Annotated in this window: 16 protein-coding genes and 1 pseudogene; 8 read left to right on the forward strand and 9 right to left on the reverse strand. The window is 67.5% G+C overall.

Annotated features, from left to right (window positions below):
* Positions 1-81 precede the first annotated feature (81 nt).
* Positions 82-873: a hypothetical protein gene (locus MF610_RS14125; protein WP_242198305.1), complete on the reverse strand. Its 792-nt coding sequence runs from the start codon at positions 871-873 to the stop codon at positions 82-84.
* 147 nt (positions 874-1020) lie between these two features.
* Between MF610_RS14125 and MF610_RS14130 the strand changes: the two genes are divergently transcribed.
* A complete protein-coding gene (locus MF610_RS14130) occupies positions 1021-2166 on the forward strand; it encodes a hypothetical protein (RefSeq protein ID WP_056399389.1) in 1146 nt (381 codons plus the stop codon).
* A 303-nt stretch (positions 2167-2469) separates the two neighbouring features.
* On the opposite strand, the gene MF610_RS14135 is transcribed toward MF610_RS14130, so the two are convergent.
* The 5 genes from MF610_RS14135 to MF610_RS14155 are packed head-to-tail and all read right to left on the reverse strand — an operon-like array spanning position 2470 to position 9938.
* Entirely contained in the window at positions 2470-3795 is a 1326-nt protein-coding gene (locus MF610_RS14135) for a sensor histidine kinase (RefSeq protein ID WP_242198360.1), read from the reverse strand.
* Positions 3796-4473, reverse strand: a complete 678-nt coding sequence (locus MF610_RS14140; protein ID WP_242198363.1) for a response regulator transcription factor — start codon at positions 4471-4473, stop codon at positions 3796-3798.
* A gap of 7 nt (positions 4474-4480) precedes the next feature.
* A complete protein-coding gene (locus MF610_RS14145) occupies positions 4481-5857 on the reverse strand; it encodes an efflux transporter outer membrane subunit (RefSeq protein WP_242198365.1) in 1377 nt (458 codons plus the stop codon).
* Entirely contained in the window at positions 5854-8961 is a 3108-nt protein-coding gene (locus MF610_RS14150; protein WP_242198369.1) for an efflux RND transporter permease subunit, read from the reverse strand. Before MF610_RS14150 ends, MF610_RS14145 begins: the two co-directional genes overlap by 4 nt.
* On the reverse strand, positions 8961-9938 hold the full coding sequence (locus MF610_RS14155; RefSeq protein ID WP_242198372.1) for an efflux RND transporter periplasmic adaptor subunit: 978 nt from the start codon (positions 9936-9938) through the stop codon (positions 8961-8963). The genes MF610_RS14150 and MF610_RS14155 overlap by 1 nt, the downstream gene beginning before the upstream one ends.
* 181 nt (positions 9939-10119) lie before the next feature.
* On the opposite strand from MF610_RS14155, the gene MF610_RS14160 reads away from it, so the two are divergent.
* Positions 10120-10887, forward strand: coding sequence for a COG4705 family protein (locus MF610_RS14160; protein WP_242198375.1), 768 nt, complete (start codon positions 10120-10122; stop codon positions 10885-10887).
* 280 nt (positions 10888-11167) lie between these two features.
* Here MF610_RS14160 and MF610_RS14165 read toward each other — a convergent pair whose 3' ends face one another.
* Complete coding sequence (locus tag MF610_RS14165) at positions 11168-11620, reverse strand: nuclear transport factor 2 family protein (protein ID WP_242198378.1); 453 nt, start codon at positions 11618-11620, stop codon at positions 11168-11170.
* Between the two features lie 77 nt (positions 11621-11697).
* Positions 11698-12699: a hypothetical protein gene (locus MF610_RS14170; RefSeq protein ID WP_242198381.1), complete on the reverse strand. Its 1002-nt coding sequence runs from the start codon at positions 12697-12699 to the stop codon at positions 11698-11700.
* Between the two features lie 511 nt (positions 12700-13210).
* Here MF610_RS14170 and MF610_RS14175 point away from each other — a divergent pair.
* From MF610_RS14175 to MF610_RS14195, 5 genes are all read left to right on the forward strand, one after another.
* A complete protein-coding gene (locus MF610_RS14175) occupies positions 13211-13873 on the forward strand; it encodes a hypothetical protein (RefSeq protein ID WP_242198384.1) in 663 nt (220 codons plus the stop codon).
* Between the two features lie 8 nt (positions 13874-13881).
* Positions 13882-14463, forward strand: coding sequence for a hypothetical protein (locus MF610_RS14180; RefSeq protein ID WP_242198387.1), 582 nt, complete (start codon positions 13882-13884; stop codon positions 14461-14463).
* Positions 14460-14681 (forward strand): type II toxin-antitoxin system RelB/DinJ family antitoxin, encoded by a 222-nt coding sequence (locus MF610_RS14185; RefSeq protein WP_242198391.1) that lies wholly within the window; start codon positions 14460-14462, stop codon positions 14679-14681. Before MF610_RS14180 ends, MF610_RS14185 begins: the two co-directional genes overlap by 4 nt.
* A complete protein-coding gene (locus tag MF610_RS14190) occupies positions 14678-15085 on the forward strand; it encodes a hypothetical protein (RefSeq protein WP_242198392.1) in 408 nt (135 codons plus the stop codon). The genes MF610_RS14185 and MF610_RS14190 overlap by 4 nt, the downstream gene beginning before the upstream one ends.
* 76 nt (positions 15086-15161) lie before the next feature.
* A complete protein-coding gene (locus tag MF610_RS14195; RefSeq protein WP_242198396.1) occupies positions 15162-16010 on the forward strand; it encodes a GIY-YIG nuclease family protein in 849 nt (282 codons plus the stop codon).
* Positions 16011-16038: 28 nt separating this feature from the next.
* Here MF610_RS14195 and MF610_RS14200 read toward each other — a convergent pair whose 3' ends face one another.
* Complete coding sequence (locus MF610_RS14200) at positions 16039-16878, reverse strand: hypothetical protein (RefSeq protein WP_242198399.1); 840 nt, start codon at positions 16876-16878, stop codon at positions 16039-16041.
* A 270-nt stretch (positions 16879-17148) separates the two neighbouring features.
* Here MF610_RS14200 and MF610_RS14205 point away from each other — a divergent pair.
* Positions 17149-17342: pseudogene (locus MF610_RS14205) on the forward strand (IS5-like element IS711 family transposase); the annotation flags it as partial.
* Positions 17343-17390 lie beyond the last annotated feature (48 nt).

Consider the following 17390-nt stretch of genomic DNA (forward strand, 5'->3'; position numbering starts at 1 on the left):
CCGCGCTTGGCTGGGCTGGGCGATCGATCTCGTGCTCGGCGCGGAAGGTCGATTGCAGGCGGGCGGAGCGGTGGCGTTCGCTCAGGTTTCCGTTGGGGAACCTGCCGTGCGGACCGGGCCACTCACGCCGCGGTTCCACCGGCGTCGCGCCCGCGTGACTTCGCGGAGATAAAGCGCCTCGCGCACTGTCATGAGCCTGCGGGCGGTCGGGCGGCGGCCCAACACCGCGTCATGCCCCGCCGTCCACACGGCGTCGATATATCGATCGTTGTCGCGGAGGGTGTTCGGCACGCGCATTGCCTGCGCCAGGAGGCAAACCATCTCGTACGGCTTGGCGGCGCAGATGTTCGGTTCTTCTAGGCGCGCCTCGCGGACGCGATCGATCACATATGTCTTCATCTCCTCGAAATGGTGCGGAGCCTCCCATCCGCCTGTCCTGCGCCGACGGTGGCCGTCCCCGTGATCCAGGCGGATCGAACCGTTGGCGATGCGTTCCGCGAGATCTCCGACGAGCATCGCGGTCATCGGCCCGGATGGCTTCCCGCCCATTCCGGTGAGGATGTTGAAGATCGCCACGTCGCGCAGCGGGTCGGTGCCGGACGGAATGCGCTCGATGAGCTTCAGGATGACGGGGACGTTCTCCGCGACCGCGGCGGGTACGGTCTCAAGCAACTTCTTCGCGGGCGACTTCTTCGCGGGAAGCCTTCGCGGCATCGGGTCTACCGCTTCAGGGACGGGGCGAACGACATCGTTCCAATCGACCGGACCTGGCTTGTGCGACGGCAGGCGGGTCGCCGACTCTTGAATGCGTCGGCGCCGACGCCACGTTGAGGCTCGGGCGACGTCGGCTTCTTTCTGGAGATGGCGAATCATTTTTGCACAATCCTCGACTGGGTGGAGGCCGCCAACTAGGTGGGCCGTCCAGGAGTGTCAATCGGTACTTGTGCAAAAACGTCTTCCGACAGTCGAAAAATGTGCAGAAAGGTGGCGCGACCTCTCGTGAGCGGCTAGAACGCGGTCATGAATGACGATCTGCGCGACGATGACGACGGCTCGGCCGGACCGGGGACGGGCTCCGCCGAATCGGGTGACGATGCGGGCCACACGGTGCTCATCCCCTTCCTCGGCGATCCGCCGCCCCCGGCCGAGGTTGCCATGTGGGCGGCGATGTCGATGGAACGCCGGGCCAAGGCGATGCAGCGCCTGAAGACGCTCGCGCGATGGCAGGACGGCGAGGGGGACATCCCGCCCGCCCAGGCCGCGGCCGATGCCGGCGTGTCGCTGAACCGCTTCTTCGAGATGGCCAAAGCCTGGCGTGAAGCCAGGTCGCTCAGTTCGCTCGGAACCTTCGCCAAGTCATCCCGCCGCACCGATCCCCGCGAGGTTGCCCTCCAGCGGATCGTGGCTCGGGTGATCGGCAAGTGGCCGACCGGGAGCGTGAGGCAGATGGCGATGGACCTGGGTCAGGCGTTCGAGGAGGCGGGCGGGGGCAAGGTCGGTACGAGCATGCTGCGTCGCGTGGTCGAGGACGAGCTCCGCCGCCGCGAGGTCGAGGGTCAGCTGGGCAACGAGATCCAGTTCGACTGCGGTGCGTGCTCGCTGCTGCGTCCGGACGATTCGCCCTACACGCTGTTCGCCGTGCTCGACCGTGGCAGCCAGCTGCTGCTGGGGGCGGCGCTCGGCGACGTCTCGGACAGTCGGGCCGGCTATGCGGCCGCGGCGGGGGACGCGCTGCGCCGGATCGACGCCGGCCTCTTCGACGGACTGCCGTGGGTCGAGGCCGTGGCGCGCATGGCGCTGGTCGCGGGGCTGGACGCCGACCACTGGGTGGCGCTTCAGGCCCGGATGGCGTCCGCCGGAGTGAAGGCACCGGTGCAGCCGTCGACCAGCCCGAAGCGGTTCGGGCGTTACCTGAAACCGGCGGTGGGTGATCGCCTCGGCCGTCTGGACATGTGGTACGGGCGGACGGTTCCGGACGACGCGCGTGCGCCGAAGGTCGCCGATCGCAGCCTCCGCCTCGATCCGGCGGACGCGGACGCCTTCCTCGCGGTCCAGCTCGACGAGCACGACGCGGATCGTCGTGCGCTGCTTCCCCCGGCACCCGACGCGACCCTGCCCGACGATCTTCTCGTCGCGCTGAGGACGCTGGCGGGCGGTTCGAATTGACCTGACTCGCTATTCAACCGGAGGTGGCACATCGGCCCTGTCAGGCGGACCCGATCAGGGTCTCGATCATCACGTGTTCCGGGTAAGGTTGCGACGGTCGGATATCTCCCGCTTGCGTGCTCAATGTTGGCTCCAGTCGATATGGCTCGCCACTTTATGCGCGAGTGACTCCTCATTGCGGCGTGCCGACCTCGACCAGCATTCTTGAAAACGATGGTCAAACGGGAAAGCTTGCGGCTTCTCAGAAGCCGTCGTTCACTCAGGTTTCGAGAACCCCAAAGCCGACCGCCAGCGACTCTCGCTCTATTTGGGGAGCCGTATGGTGACACCGAAGGCCCGCTCGGATCGGGACAGAAGGGCATCGCCGCCATGACCGACGGCAACGGCGCGAACCAGGGCAAGGCCCAGCCCATGTCCGTCCGTGGTGCGTGACGCCTCGGCGCGCGCGAAACGCTGAAACAGGCGTTTTTCATCAGCGGGGGCAACGCCCGGGCCGTCATCCTCCAGCGTCACCTCGATCGCATCCTGCGTCGCCGTCGCAGCCAGTGTGGCTGTGGTGCCGGGCGGCGTGTGGCGCAACACGTTCTCCAACAGGTTCGACAGCGCCTGAGCCAGCAGACGGCGGTCGCCCTCGACACGCAAGCAGGCCGGAATATCCGTCGATAACAGGTGGCCGCCGGCCTCGAAGTCGGGGCGATAGGTTTCGGCCATGTCCTCCAGCAGCGCCGACAGGTCGATCGATCCTAACGCTCGACGTTCAGCCAGCCCTTCGACTTCGGCGATGCGCAGCAGCGCGGCGAATATCTCCAGCAAATCGTCGGCTTGCCGCCGTGCCGCCTCGATCGCGTCTGTGTCCCCGGCCGCGGCGCAATCAAGCTGGTTGCACAGGCGGGTAAGGGGGGTGCGCAGGTCGTGCGCCACGTCGGTCGATACCTGCCGCAGATTGTCCATCAGCGCGGCCATGCGGTCGAGCATCCGGTTGAGCGTGGCGGCGAGGCGATCGAACTCGCTGTCCGAACCGTCGCGTGGCACCCGCTGCGTCAGGTCGCCGGCGATGATCGCCTGCGCAGTGGCATCGATGCGCGACAGCCGAAGCCGCGTCAGCCATCCCACCAGCACGGCCGCGCCGATGCCCAGCGCCAGCATCGCCGCCAGCGCGGTCGCGAACAGCGACGCCAGCGTCCGGTCAATCGCGGCAAGGTCGCGCCGATCAGCAACGACGGCGAGCATCCCGCCGCGCAGCGGCGTTACGAGCGCCTGACCGACGCCGGTCGCATCGCCGCGGCGGAACCCGAAATGCTCCTGATAACCGGGCGTTGGTGCTGCAAGCGGGATGATCGTCGCCGCAATCGTCCGGCCGGCGCGATCGATCAGCAAATAATCGAGGCTGGCTTCGTTGCGCGCATCCTCGCGCAGACGGATCGCCTCGGACACCGCCGTCAGACCACCTTCGCGCGCTTCTGCGACAAGCGCGCGTGTCTCCACCGCGACCCGGTGGTCCAGTTGCTCCTCCAGTGCCTCGTGCGTCACCTCATAGGCGACCGCACCGATTGCCAAGGTCGCGGCGCTGAACGCCAGCGCGACCAGCACAACGATGCCGAAGGTCGAGCGCCAGAGGCGGGCGAGCATCTATTCGCCCCGGATCATGTAGCCGGCACCGCGCACCGTCTCGATTGCATCAGCGTCGAAGCCGGCGTTGAGCTTAGAGCGCAGTCGACTCAGATGCGTCTCGACGATGTTGGTCTTCGGATCGAAATCGAAATCCCACACCCGCTCCAGCAGCATGGTGCGCGTCATCACCCGGCGCGGGTTGCGCATCAGCTCCGCGAGCAACGCAAACTCGCGGGGTTGCAAGGTGACGCGCCGGCCATCGCGTTCGACAGTGCGGCGATGCAGGTCGAGAACGATATCGTCAACTCGCAGCAGATGCGTGTCATCGCCGCGTGGTGCCGGCCGGCGCGCCAGCGCATTGAGGCGGGCGGCCAGCTCGGAGAAGGCGAAGGGCTTGACCAGATAGTCGTCGGCACCGCCCTCCAGCCCTTCGACGCGATCGGCGATCCCGCCGACTGCGGTCAGCATCAGAACCGGGGTGACATCGCCGGCCGCGCGCAACGCCTTCACCAGCGCCAGCCCGTCGAGGCCAGGCAGCATCCTATCGACCACAATCGCATCGAACCCGCCCCCAGTCGCCTGGAACAGCCCGTCGCGGCCATCCTCGCTGACCGCGACCTGATGCCCGGCCTGGCCCAGCCCCTGCGCGACGAAGGCGCGGGTGTCGCTATCATCCTCGACGATCAATATCCGCATTGCCCGATTATCGCGCAGCCGCGTCGGTTCGCCAACCGCCGCCCAGCGCACGGAACAGTGCAACCTCGTTCTGCGACACCGCCAGATCGGACTGGACCTGTTGCAGCGTCGCCGACGCGGTCGCGCGCTGCGCATCGACCTGGAGCAGGCCGGGCGCGTCGCCGAGCCGGACACGCGCGGCGGCGCGCCGCGCATAGGCCTGCGCCTCGCGCGAGGCGGTCGCCAGATCGCGGTTGCGACGGGTTTCGGCGTCGTAGGTCGCCAGCGCCGTTTCGACCTCGCGCAGCGCACGCAGCACCGCCACGTCCCATCCGGCCAGTGCCGCGCGCTCGGTCGCGCGGGCTTGTTCCAGCCTTGCGCGCGCTGGTGCCTGATTGGGGAAGGCCCAGCTGACGAGCGGGGTCACCGCCGCGCTGATCCCGCCGGATAGCAGCCCAACGGCCCCGCCCAGATTGACGCGAGGGTAGAGGTCCGCGCGCGCCACTCCGATCCGCGCGGCCGCAGCGGCAAGGCGGCGCTCCGCCTCGCGCACATCGGGGCGGCGCAGCAGCAGCACGGTCCCGTCGCCGACCGGCGCTGCTCCGCGCAAGCGCGGCGCAGCGGTGCAGGTGAAGCGCCAGGCGCGGGCCTCGGCGGGCGGGCGGCCTTGCAGCGTGGCGAGCCGGTACAGCGCATTAGCGCGCTGCGCCTCGAGGGGCGCGATGGCGGCACGGGTGGCAGCGGCGATCGTCGCGACCTGCGAGACTTCCAGCGGCGACACCTCGCCCGCGCGGAGCTGTTCGCGCACCAGCCCGACCGATCGATCCTGCGCCGCGGCGACTTCGCGCGCGGTCGCGATGGCGCGGGTCGATCCGCACAGGTCGACATAGGCCAGCACGGTATCGGCGACGACCGCAACGCGCAGCCCGTCGACGACGGCCGCCTGCGCCTCGGCATCAGCGTCCGCCGCGGTCGCAGCGGAGCGCAGCCGGCCGAACAGGTCGAGGTCCCAGCTCGCGGTTGCGGCGATATCGTAATCCGTCGTCGGCACGTTGCCCGACGCGCTCGGCTGTCCGGCGGGATTGTCGACGCCGAGCGCACTCTCGATCGTCGTCTGCGGCAACCGCGCCGCCCGCGCCTGTTGCAAGGCCGCGCGTGCGCCGTCGAGATTGGCATAGGCGACGCGCAGGTCGGCGTTGGCGATCAGGGCCGAGCGGACCAATCCGTCGAGCACAGGATCGTCGTAGAGCCGCCACCACTCGTCGGGAACGGGCGCGATCGAGGCCACCGGAAGCGCTGCGAACGCCCCGGTTGCACTGGCCGGCGCCACGGTGGGCGGCGGCTTGGGCACGCTCATGCAGGCGGACGCGAGCAGGGCTGCGGCGGGGGCCAGGCGGCGGATCATGCCAGCGCCTCCTTGTGCGCGGTGGCAGGCGGCACGGCGCGTTCCTCGCCATAGCGGGCATAGAGCGCGGGCAGCAGCAGCAGGTTGAGCGCGGTCGAGGAGATGAGGCCGCCCAGGATCACGATCGCCATCGGATGCTCGATCTCGTGCCCCGGCGCGTTGCCCGCGACGATCAGCGGCACCAGCGCGAGGCCGGCGCAGGCGGCGGTCATGAGGATCGGCACCAGACGCTCTTCCGCGCCGCGCAGCACCAGTTCGCGGCCGAAGGTCATCCCCTCGTGGCGTTCGAGATGCTGATAGTGCGATAGCAGCATGATGCCGTTGCGCGCGGCGATGCCGATGACGGTGACGAACCCGACCAGCGACCCCAGCGATAGCACCCCGCCGGTCAGCGCGACCGCGACCACGCCCCCGACCAGCGCGAAGGGCAGGCTGACGGCGACCAGCGCGGTGATGCGGCGCGAGCGGAACTCCATCCAGACCAGCAGCAGGATGCCGACAAGGCATAGCGCGCCGATGCTCCAGAGCCGGCCGCGCGATTCCTTCAGCGCGGCATATTCGCCCAGCACCTGCGGGTGATAGCCGGTCGCGAACGGCACCTTCGCAACCGCGGCGTCAACCGCCTGCGCCACGGTGCCGAGGTCCGCGCCAGCGACGTTCATCGTCACGTCGAGGCGGCGCTGGCCGTTCTCGCGCTTCACCTCATTGGGCGCGGGCGCGATCTCGATATCGGCGATATCACCGAGCCGCACCGGCGCGCCGGTGACGGGTGCCTGGATCATCAGGTCGCGGAGCGCATGGACGCTGTTCCGCACCTTGGGCTCGCCCCACACCGCCACGTCGAACGCGCGCTGGTCGCGGTAGATTTCGCCGACCTTGGCCTGCGCGACCAGCACCTGCGCCTGTCGGCGGACCTCGCCCGATGTAAGTCCAAGCCGCGCCAGTTCGGCAGGCCGCGGGCGGATGCGGATTTGCGGGACCAGCACCTGACTTTCCAGCTTCAGGTCGGAGACGCCCTGGATGCCGCCGACCGCATCGCGAACACGCGCGCCGGCCGCGCGCAGCTCCACCTGGTCGGGGCCATAGATACGCACGACGATGGTGGCGCCGGCACCCGTCAGCACTTCCTTGATCCGCTCGCGCAGATAGGTGAGCACGTCGCGATAGAGGCCGGGATACCCTTCGACCACTTCCTTGATCCGCTTCACCGACGCATCGTAATCGGCATTCTCGTCTAGGCTGATCCACAATTCGGTGAAGTTGGGGCCAACCACCTCGTCGGCTTGCTCGGCCCGACCGATATGAGCCCCGAAGTTACGCACGCCGGGGATCGAGCGGAGCTCCTTCGATGCCCGGATCGTGATACGATCCATCGCCTCGATCGACGTGCCCGGCTTCTCGACGAAGTGCATCAGGAAGTCGGTCTCGCGGAAATCGGGGAGGAACTGGTCCTTGAAGGTTGCATAGCCGACCCCGGCGAGCAGCAAACCGCCCGCCACGATCCCGACCGCCAGCGTCGGTCTCCCGACGACGCGCGGCAGGAAGCCGACATAGCGACGCTTCAACCCGGCGACGATGCGGGTGTCGCGCTCCTCGGTCAGCGGCGCGTTCGGCAGGAGCAGCAGGCACATCGCCGGCGTCACGGTCAGCGCGACCAGCAGCGACATGCCGATTGCCAGCACATAGGCGATGGCAAGCGGCTGGAAGAAGGTGCCCGCCACCCCGCCGAGGAAGAAGATCGGCACGAACACCAGCATCACGATCAGCGAGGCGAACACGACCGCCGAGCGTACCTCCAGCGACGCGGCCAGCACCACCGCGAAGGCCGGCCTGGGATCGGCGGACTCGCGGTTCAGCCGCAGCCGGCGCGCGATATTCTCCACGTCGATGATCGCATCGTCGACCACCTCGCCCAGCGCGATGACGAGGCCGGCGATAATCATCACGTTGATCGTCGCACCCGACCACAGCAGCATCAGCCCCGCGCCGAGCAGCGACAGCGGGATCGCAACGAGGCTGATCGTCGCCTGCCGCCAGTCGCGGGTAAAGAGGAACAGCACCGCCGCCACCAGCGCGCAGCCGATCATCAGCGCACGGGTGAGATTGTCGATCGAGCGTTCGATGAAGGTCGCCGGCCGGAAGATGGTCGTATCGACCTTCACGTCCTTCAAGCCCGGCTTCAGCTCGGCGAACGCGGCCTCGACCGCACGGGTCAGCTCCAGCGTGTTGGCGGTAGGCTGTTTCTCGACGATCAGCATGATGCCGGGGCCGTCGTCGATGATCGCGTTGCCGATCGGCGCATTGAAGCCGTCGACCACCCGCGCGACGTCGCCGATCCTGACCGGCGCTTCGCCCGCCTGCTTGACGATCGCCCGGGCGAGGTCGGCCGCGGTCTGCACGGTGCCCGTCTGCTGCACCGCAAGCCGCTGGTTGGGGGTGTCGACGAACCCGCCGCCCCCGACCAGCACCGCATCGCCCGCTGCGGCGCGGACCTCCGCCAGCGTCACGCCCGCCGCGCGCAGGCGGTCGGGATCGACCAGCACCTGCAACTGCCGGTCGCGCTGGCCCCAGACCGCGACGTTGGCGACGCCGGGCACCGCCATCAGCCGCGGCCGGATCGTCCAGCGCACTAGTTCGGACAACTGCATCTGGTCGAGCTTGGTCGACGACAGTCCGACCTTCATCGCGCGACTGGTCGAGGACAGCGGCGGCATGAGCACCGGCTGTCGCGCCGCGAGCGGCAGGCGCGGCTGCACCTGCGCGATCCGCTCGCCGACCATCTGCCGTGCGCGGATCACATCGGACCCGCGCTCGAACAGGATCTGCACCGACGACAGGCCCAGCACCGATTTGGATCGCAGCGTCATGAGGCCGGGGACGCCGTTGACCGCGGTCTCGATCGGCACCGTGACGAGGCTTTCGACCTCCTCGGTCGACAGACCCGGTGCCTCGGTCTGGATTTCGACCATCGGCGGCGCGAACTCGGGAAACACGTCGAGCGGCACGTCGCGCCCGGCGCGGACCCCGAGCACCACCAGCAGCGCGGCGAGGACGAGGACGAGGACGCGCTGCGCCAGCGCGAAATGAACGAGCCGGCCAAGCATCAGTGCGCCGCCCCGAACTCGGTGCCGAACAGCTCCGCCGCGCCATCGGTCACGACCTGCGCCCCAGTGGACAGTCCGCGCGCCAGCAGCGCCCGTCCGCCGCTCTCCGATGCCACCTCGACACGCTGGCGGACGAAGGTATCGGGCGCGGTCTTCTGATAGACCCACTCGCCGCCATGAATGTCGCGCAGGATCGCGGCAGACGGCACCGACAGGCCCTCCGTCTGCCCCGCGAGCGGCAGGTCGACCGACACGCGCTGGCCGACCCGGAAGGCACGGTCGCGATTGTCGACCGCGTAATAGAGGTCGACCGTCCCCGCCACGGTGTTCGCCGAGGGTGGTGCCTGCACCGGGCGCGCCGAACGGGGGGCACCACCTTCGCCGAGGGTGCGGACCGTGGCGGCGGCTTCGCGGCGCACCTCGCCCATATCACTGCCGAACACCGACGCGCGAACCCACAGCACGGGTTGCGCCCCGAGCGAGGCGACCGCCGGTCCAAGCAGCCGGCGCTGCTGCCGCGCCGCGCCTAATGCCGCCTGCGCCGCGGCCAATGCCGCCGCGGCTTCGTCGCGCGCCCGCACGCTGCCCGCCTCCTCGCGCACCAGGCTCGCGGCGCGATCGAGCGCGATCCGCGCGAGCCGCGCCTGTGCCGTGGCACGCGCCAGCTCGGCGTCGGCCGCCGCCTGCTGGCTGCCGATCTGCTGGAGGTTGGTGGTCGAATTGACCGGCACGCCGTTGGCGCTGATCGGCGGCACGACGATCTCGCCGGCCACCTCGCGCGTCGCCATGGCCGATCCGCCACCCACCCGCGCCAGCGCGATGCCCAACCGCTGCTGCGCCTGGGGGGTCAGGGTTAGCTTCAACAGCTCGCTCTCATCCGCGATCGTTTCGGCATGGGCGGGCGGCGCGGGCGGCTTGGCGGCCTGCTCACCACAGCCGGCGAGCAGGATCGGGATCAAAAGGAAGGTCTGGCGCATCGTGGGGGCCTAGCCGCGCAACGATGGGGGCCGCTGGAGCCGACTATACAAAGTCCCAATGTCACGGGTCGGGGTCCGCGATGGACTTGCGTTTCGGAAAGGGACCGCTGACCTGAACACCAGTTGTGGAGCGCGGCAGCCTGTCGGTGCGCCATCGGTTGTTGGCAAGGGACATGCGGCCATGCGCAGCGAGATACATTGGTCGGACGGCAAGGTGCCTGCCGTCACGCTCGGCTTCTGGATCATCAAGATTCTCGCGACCACGCTCGGCGAGACGGGTGGCGATACGCTCAGCATGACGATGGGGCTGGGCTATCTGGCGGCAACGGGCATCTTCGCCGCGCTGCTGCTCGCGCTGGTCACGGCGCAGGTCGTCGCCCGCCGCTTCCACCCGCTGCTCTACTGGACGACGATCATCGCCTCCACGACCGCCGGCACGACGATGGCCGACTATGCGACGCGCTCGCTCGGGATCGGCTATACGGGCGGCTCGCTCCTGCTGCTGGCACTGGTGCTGGCATCCCTCGCGACCTGGCGCATGGTGATGGGACGGATCGACGCCGACGCGATTCAGGACCGGCGCGCCGAACTGTTCTACTGGCTGACGATCACCTTCTCCCAGACGTTGGGAACCGCGCTCGGGGACTGGCTCGCCGACACGGGCGGGCTCGGCTATCTTGGGGCCGCGATAGTCTTCGGTGCCGGTCTGCTGGTGCTGACGTTGCTCTACCTGCGCACGTCAACCGATCGAGTGATCCTGTTCTGGGCGGCGTTCATCCTGACCCGGCCGCTCGGCGCGGCGGTGGGCGATTTTCTCGACAAGCCGGTCGCCAAGGGTGGTCTCGACTTCAGCCGGCCGGTGGCATCGATCGTGTTGATCGCTGCCGTCATTCTGCTTGTCCTGCTGCTGCCTCAGCGCCCGGGCCGACATGGCAATACCGCTGTCTGAGATGATCGCGCAGTTCCCGATTGGGAACGGCCAGTGAGACGACCATGTCGACGACTCAGTCGATCCGCTCCCATTAGGCCCGTTTTCCCAAAACCCGTTCCCGAAACCGTTTTCCCAAAATGGCTTGGTCGACATGGAGTTAAGGGAATGGGGGAATGTCCGATCGAAGTCTGGCGCCCACCAAAACCTGGCGGGCAGTTACCGGAAGTCACGGGCAGGGAGCGGTCCTGCGAGTCACTCGTGCGTGGAACGGCGAGTCATATCGACTGGAGCCAACAGTTCAACGCGCAAAGGCGATCGTCGCCTGACGAGCGATAAGCTGCCAGCCCCCCGTACGCTTCGCCCAGATATCCGTGAATGGCCGCGTGACCTGCTTGCCTGCACCTGGTCCATTGATCGGGATCATCGTGTCGTATCCCATGACGATCGTCACCTCGGGTTTCTCGCCGACGAAGGTGATGTGCTTTCGAAAGTCCCGGTAGTCGAGAAAATCACGCTCCATCACCGCGATGACCTCCTCACGTTGGAGGACCGTGTTGTTTGGCGAGTTCACCACGAAGTCATCAGCCCAGACCGTCCTGACGCCATTTGCATCGTGCGCCATCATCGCTTTGCCCAGCCGCCCGTAGGCTTGGCCGATCTCTGGCAGCATTTGAACGCCAGGAGCAAGCTGTGCGTACACAGGTGTTGCGGCAACAAGAGCCAAAAGCGGTGCGGCGATCCTGTACATCATGTCTTCTCCGATGCGCTTTTCCCATATTGGCTCTGCTAGGGGGGCATCGCAACAGAACTGAACACGCTGGCGGGCGGTTAGTCGATCCAGATGGCCCCACCCATGCTACGCTCTGCGTTGTGGGCGGCGATCGCGGCGCGGATGACGGCGGCGGCGTCCGCCTTCGATAGCGGCCGGTCCTTGCGCGAGCGCAGCAGGCGTTCGGGGCCCCTCTCCGCACCGGCCTTGTAGATGGGCTGCACCTTGCCGATGCGGTTGCCCAGGACGCGCGAGAGCCGGCGTCGGATCGTCGACGCAGGGGACGTTTGCCCGATCGCCCCCGCAGCGCCCGGATCGGAACCGATCATGCGCTCGTCGATCTCAAGGGTCTTCAGATCTGATCGACCGCGCGCGAGCGCGATCAGTGCGGCGTCAGTGGCGGCATCGGAACGCATCGAGGCCCCGACTATCGCGGCGTCGTAGGCGCGAACGACGAGCGCGACCGAGGGCGTGACGAGGTCGTCGCCGTCGAGCACGGGGAGCCGGATCCAGCAACGGCCGACGACGACCACGCCGCATCCGGCGGGATCGACCTGCATCTGCCGCGCCGCGATCATCATCTTCCAGACCGTCGTCGCCTTGGGCGCGGCCAGACCCCGCGCCTCACAGGCGGCTGCGACCGCCGCGGTCGCCTGGGCGATGGTCGCGGTCGGGCTCAGCCCTGCGATGGCGGCCTCGGCGGTCGCCTTCACCTCCGCGTCGAGCTGCCGCGGGCCGACCGGACGCGGCTTGCCCTTCGACCGTCCCGATTGGGCCACGCTGTCGGCGGACGGCTGGGACCGCCATGCGCGTACCAGCGCCTTGAATTGGTTGATGCTGAGGTCGAGCATCGCGGCGTGACGTCGCACATCGTTGTCGTCGGGTGCGGCGAGCGCGACGAACGACCTCACTACGGCGATCCGCAGACGGACCTCGACACGACGCATGGGGTCGACACCGGAGAGATCGATGTCGCCGTCGTCCGACGCGGGGGGCGGTGCGGCCGAATGGTCATCCGTTGCAGACACGGCAATGCCGCCCGCGATCTCGGGTTCTACCATCTTTTCCACTCCAATCGTGATGTCGGATGCGTCGTCGCATCGGCGCGGTAGGCCGCGGCCGCAGGTCCGGCCTGATGGCTCTCGGTCTCTCCGTCGGCTTGGCGGACTAGGCGGCGCCTATGCGGATGCCGGCATCCGCCGCATTCCGGCGTCGTGGACGCTCAGGTTGCGGATCGATCGCCCGCCGGTTGGCGGCCGTCGTGACGCCAAGCCGGGCACAGGCCCTAGACGGAGCCTGCCGGTAGCCGTTCGGGACGCTCAGCCAAGCGTGGTTCTTAAATCATGTGCCCATTCAACGAAGCATGGCCCGGCGGGTGGGAGACCGCGTCAGTCGTCCCGGTTACAGGCCGGGCACGATCAATGGATGTGGTCTGCACGGTCGAGATTCTGGTCGCACGTCGGGATCGCCCGATCAGCGAATGGTAGTGACCACAGGTCGGAGGCGCTCGGCAACGGATCGTCAACGGATGCGCTTTACGCCCGTCTCGATTCCACCACCGGGGACCAGCCCTTGAAGACCGATATCCACACCGCGCATGAGTTTCGCGGCGACCTCTATCGCGAAGGTGAAGAGAGGGCCGACCTGCTGAAGCGCATCAAGGCGCATCTGGCGGAGACGTTTCCGGGCATGAAGGCGGCGATGCGCTGTGGCGGTGACTGGTACCACTCCAGCTTGACCGTCTCGATCTTGGGCTACCCCACAGCCGACCTGTCGGTTCGGGAGGAAGGCTCTGCCGCGCGGCGCCTCATCGATGCCGAACTGAAACGGTTCACGCGCCACGATTGGGAGCCGCATCACGGACTTCGCAACGTCTCGCTCTACACCAGCACCCAGATCGACCCGTCACTGCACGCGGCGGCGTTGCGGGATGCACCATCGCTGCAACCGCGACTCAGTTTTGCGGAATTCACTCGGCAGGCTCGTCCAGGCGACGTGCTGGAACACATCGCCGGCGTGGTGCCCCATCAGGGCGCCCGTGTGGAGATCGTCGCGATTTCGTCGCGTCGCCTGACGACACGCGCAGCTGACGGCGCCGATAATGGTGATGCCCGGCGAACGCCGATCCAGGGCGGGGCATGCTTCCAAAGCGACGGGGAGACCGTCTGCTTCCGTCACAGCGGCTTCGCGTCGGTCGGCGGCTACAGCCACATGCGCTGGCTGCGGGCGGCCTGATCGACGGAATGATCTTCGCCATCGCACGGGAGACGGCGACCGCCGACCTCACCGACGATGGTCGACAATGGGGTGACGGTGCGATGTGCAGGACGATCTTGACGGCGGGGCGGCTGGACATGCCGGACGAGGTCGGTCACCGCGGCGAAGTCCCGAGGTTCGTGAATCTCGGTGAGCGCAGCCGCGTCATGGCGCGTCGCTGGGGCCGAGGTGGGCTAGGGATCGAGTGGATGGACATGACGCTCGGCGTCACGTCGAAGTCGACCGATACCAGGATGACGTACGTGTCCATCGATCGGGCGGAGATGCTCCGGGGGTTTGCCGACGATCTAGCGACGCGGCTCTGCGCGATCCCGATGTACGGTTGTCGCTGGCGGTCGGGGGATGAGTGGACGAAGGTCGAACCGGGATGGGCGCTCGGCTTCTTCGACGACGGCCACGGATTCCTGATCGCTGCGGTGGTGGACGACGGGGGGCCGCGGCCCGTGGTCGCCGACTGGCCGGAAACGCGCGAGTGGCTGCTATCAGAGAAGTGGGAGCAGATGAGGCTGCTGCGCGCCGCGGCGGATCGGCCTATGATGGACGCATGATCTCCATTCCAGTCGATCCCGTCCTCGAGACGGAGGTTGCCGAGGTGCTCAACCGGACGGGCCTGACCAACGAGGCGGCCGTCCGCATGTTGTTCGTCCACCTGGCCAAGCATGGGTCGATGCCGACGGGGCTGATCCCCATGCGGGTTGTGCCATCGTTTGCCAACGTGGCCACCGACACGATGATGCGCACTGGACGCAACCGCGAAGACCGATGAGCGTCGCCGAATGTGAAGGTTTTGACACCTCGATCATGCGGCACCTGGATGGTGCCCACGTCGTCGTCCTTCTGGACGATGGTCGTCTTGAGGTATTCCACGGGCTCGACCTTGCAATCGAGGAAGGTCGTGAAGAGGCGTTGCCCGAGGTGAATGACGGACCGCGGGCGTCCGAGCTGCGCTACTACTGCATCGTCCGCCCCCGCGCGACGCCCGAACCCGACGTCTGGATCGGCTCAGGCGCGGTCGTCACGATCATCGGCATGGCTTTGGGCGGCGCCACGGTCACCATGGCAGGTCGAGGGATGTACGACCAAATTGGTGATGGCGCGTTTCAGATCGAGTTCGAAACGTCGCCTGCGATGACGACATGGAGAGCGTTGTGGTCGCCAGACGCCGAATAGGGCTGGGTGAGGACACCGGCGGGCGTAGCGACGCACCGGGGTGTCTGTCGCCATACTGATCGGAGGAGTGGAAGCCGTGACTGCGTGGTTCGAACTGCTGGACGGCCTTGTCGAGAACGTCGCGGCGGCGCGTGAACGGCTGCTGAGGTCGGCACCGCACTACGTGTATGTCCTGTGTCGCGCTGACGGCACGCCGTTCTACGTCGGCAAGGGTGTGCGGCACCGGTGCTTCCACCACGAGGCGGAGGCCCGGAACACCGACCGCCTGACGCACAAGCTGAATCTGCTTCGGGCGATGCACCGCCGTGGTGAGGCGGTGGGTTACTGCATCGATAGCTCGTACCCGACCGAGCAGGAGGCACATGCGCGCGAACGGCACCTCATCGCGCTGTTCGGTCGTCACGACCAGCGCCGGGGTCCGCTGACGAACCAGACGGATGGTGGCGAAGGTGCATCGAACCCGTCCGAGGAGTCGCGCGAGCGTCGGCGGCAGTCGCTGTGGGGCGAGGCCGAGGACGAGGAACGGCGCGCGGCGAACCTCTGGTTCCGAACGCTGTGTGAGGTCAAGTCGGTGCCGGTCAAGCCGCTAAGTCGGTTCAAGCCGGAGCGGCTCCACGCGAACCGGACGGACTTCGCCATGAGTCCTCGTCAGGCGGCGGCGCTCGCCGCGTCGGCGGTCGCGAACCACGTGCTGCTTCAGCCCGGGGCGGTCGTCCCCCGCCTCATGAGCGTGGACGGCATCGCAATGGCAATCGAGAACGGCGTCGGTCGCGACATCCTGTCCAGCGGCATGGCGACGGTCGCCGATCCGACGGTCGGCGCTGAGACGCTGGCGCTGACCGAGGCGGGCCTCGGTTTCATCGTCTCCGCGTTGGGAAACGATGTGCTGGAGGATGCCGGCGTCCTGCTGCCAGAACTGGGTTGATACGCGGTGGTGCGCCGAGTGGCGGCTATCAGTCGCCCTCGGCAATCCGACACGTCCACGCAGGCGCACCGGCCGGTCCCACGACCGCCACCTGTGCAGGCTCGAAGTTCACCGCGAGCGACCGCTCGTAGACGTCGGTCGGATCGTCCAGCGTCGGCGAACCGGCGGTGTCGTCGCGGGCTATGAACGGTGCCAGCAGCCTTCCGGTGAAGACGAGGTAGCCGCGCGCCTTCAGCAGCGGTGCGTCCGCGCGTGGCATCGCAACCGTGTATTCGAACTGGTAGCTGCCCTTCAGGCAGGCGGGCCGCCGGTCGCGTAGGGTGGAGCCCAAGTCGACATCGTATTCGAGCTGAACCGAGGATCGAACCGTGGCGCGCACGCCCATGCGGGTTTTGGAGACGTAGCTGCCGGTGCGCTTGACGTCCCGCCAGACGTTTTGGTGCGTCAGGAACGTGCCGGTGAACACCTCTCGCTCGGGATCGTAGCGGAACGGCGCGTCCTCGTTGTCGTCGAGCGGCTGGCACACGACCAGCTGGGCTCCGCCGTTCAGCACGTCCTCCAGCTTGCGGCGGCGGGTCGCGAACTCCGCTTCGGTTTCGTATTCGCCCTTCTCCAGGGCAATCCTGGACCGCACGCCATCCAGAGCCCAGGCGAGCGTCTTGAAGCTCGACCGTTCGCACGCGGCGAACAGCGTCTCGCCTTCGCGCAACTGGTTGAGTGCGATCGCGCCCACAAGGTTGCCGACGGGATCGGGCTTCGGTGTAGGCCGTGCAGCCGAGCGCGGAGTGGCGCGTCGTTTCTGGGCATCCGCGCTACCATACGCCGCAGCGGCGGCGGCCACCAGGATGCCCAGCGTCACGGCCAGCAAGCCGTCGCTAGCGGTTACATCATGTCCCAACAGCCAAAGCCCTCCTCAGAGCGATCGCTGACTCCCCCCGTCTAGCGCCAGCAGCGGCGTTGTCGACCGGGACGGGCGCGTTCGTCAACGGGGCTTGCCGCAGTTAATTCGACGGTTTCGGCGTTGTTGACTTGATGCCTCCAATCGCTTGGACTGACCGCCCCAGGTTTGTCGGAGGCTCCAATTCCTGAAAAGGTGGAGCCTGTACGAGCAAGACGTAAGCTGCTGCCTGCTTCGAGGGCACCCAAGGTCAATCCCAGCTGCACTCGAAAACCACCCATCGACTGACGGCTCTACAAAGAATGCCCATCAAAGTTGTATGCTTCTTCAACATGCTCAAGCGCTTCCGCCGCATCGCTTTGCGCTGCGAGAAGACGATCCCCGCCTTCATGGGCTTCGTCCATCTCGCATGCGCCATGATCTGGCTACGCTAAATGCAGACGCAGCTCAGAGCATGCGATCTGGCTGGACTTGAGCGATCT

The sequence above is a fragment of the Sphingomonas hankookensis genome (assembly GCF_022664465.1).
GTDB classification, from domain to species: Bacteria; Pseudomonadota; Alphaproteobacteria; order Sphingomonadales; family Sphingomonadaceae; genus Sphingomonas; species Sphingomonas hankookensis.

Coding starts and splice junctions, on each gene's coding strand:
- MF610_RS14180 (WP_242198387.1), top strand. CDS start 13,882: ATGATCTTCGCCATCGCACGGGAGACGGCGACCGCCGACCTCACCGAC.
- MF610_RS14135 (WP_242198360.1), bottom strand. CDS start 3,795: ATGCTCGCCCGCCTCTGGCGCTCGACCTTCGGCATCGTTGTGCTGGTC.
- MF610_RS14155 (WP_242198372.1), bottom strand. CDS start 9,938: ATGCGCCAGACCTTCCTTTTGATCCCGATCCTGCTCGCCGGCTGTGGT.
- MF610_RS14190 (WP_242198392.1), top strand. CDS start 14,678: ATGAGCGTCGCCGAATGTGAAGGTTTTGACACCTCGATCATGCGGCAC.
- MF610_RS14140 (WP_242198363.1), bottom strand. CDS start 4,473: ATGCGGATATTGATCGTCGAGGATGATAGCGACACCCGCGCCTTCGTC.
- MF610_RS14125 (WP_242198305.1), bottom strand. CDS start 873: ATGATTCGCCATCTCCAGAAAGAAGCCGACGTCGCCCGAGCCTCAACG.
- MF610_RS14130 (WP_056399389.1), top strand. CDS start 1,021: ATGAATGACGATCTGCGCGACGATGACGACGGCTCGGCCGGACCGGGG.
- MF610_RS14185 (WP_242198391.1), top strand. CDS start 14,460: ATGATCTCCATTCCAGTCGATCCCGTCCTCGAGACGGAGGTTGCCGAG.
- MF610_RS14165 (WP_242198378.1), bottom strand. CDS start 11,620: ATGATGTACAGGATCGCCGCACCGCTTTTGGCTCTTGTTGCCGCAACA.
- MF610_RS14150 (WP_242198369.1), bottom strand. CDS start 8,961: ATGCTTGGCCGGCTCGTTCATTTCGCGCTGGCGCAGCGCGTCCTCGTC.
- MF610_RS14170 (WP_242198381.1), bottom strand. CDS start 12,699: ATGGTAGAACCCGAGATCGCGGGCGGCATTGCCGTGTCTGCAACGGAT.
- MF610_RS14160 (WP_242198375.1), top strand. CDS start 10,120: ATGCGCAGCGAGATACATTGGTCGGACGGCAAGGTGCCTGCCGTCACG.
- MF610_RS14145 (WP_242198365.1), bottom strand. CDS start 5,857: ATGATCCGCCGCCTGGCCCCCGCCGCAGCCCTGCTCGCGTCCGCCTGC.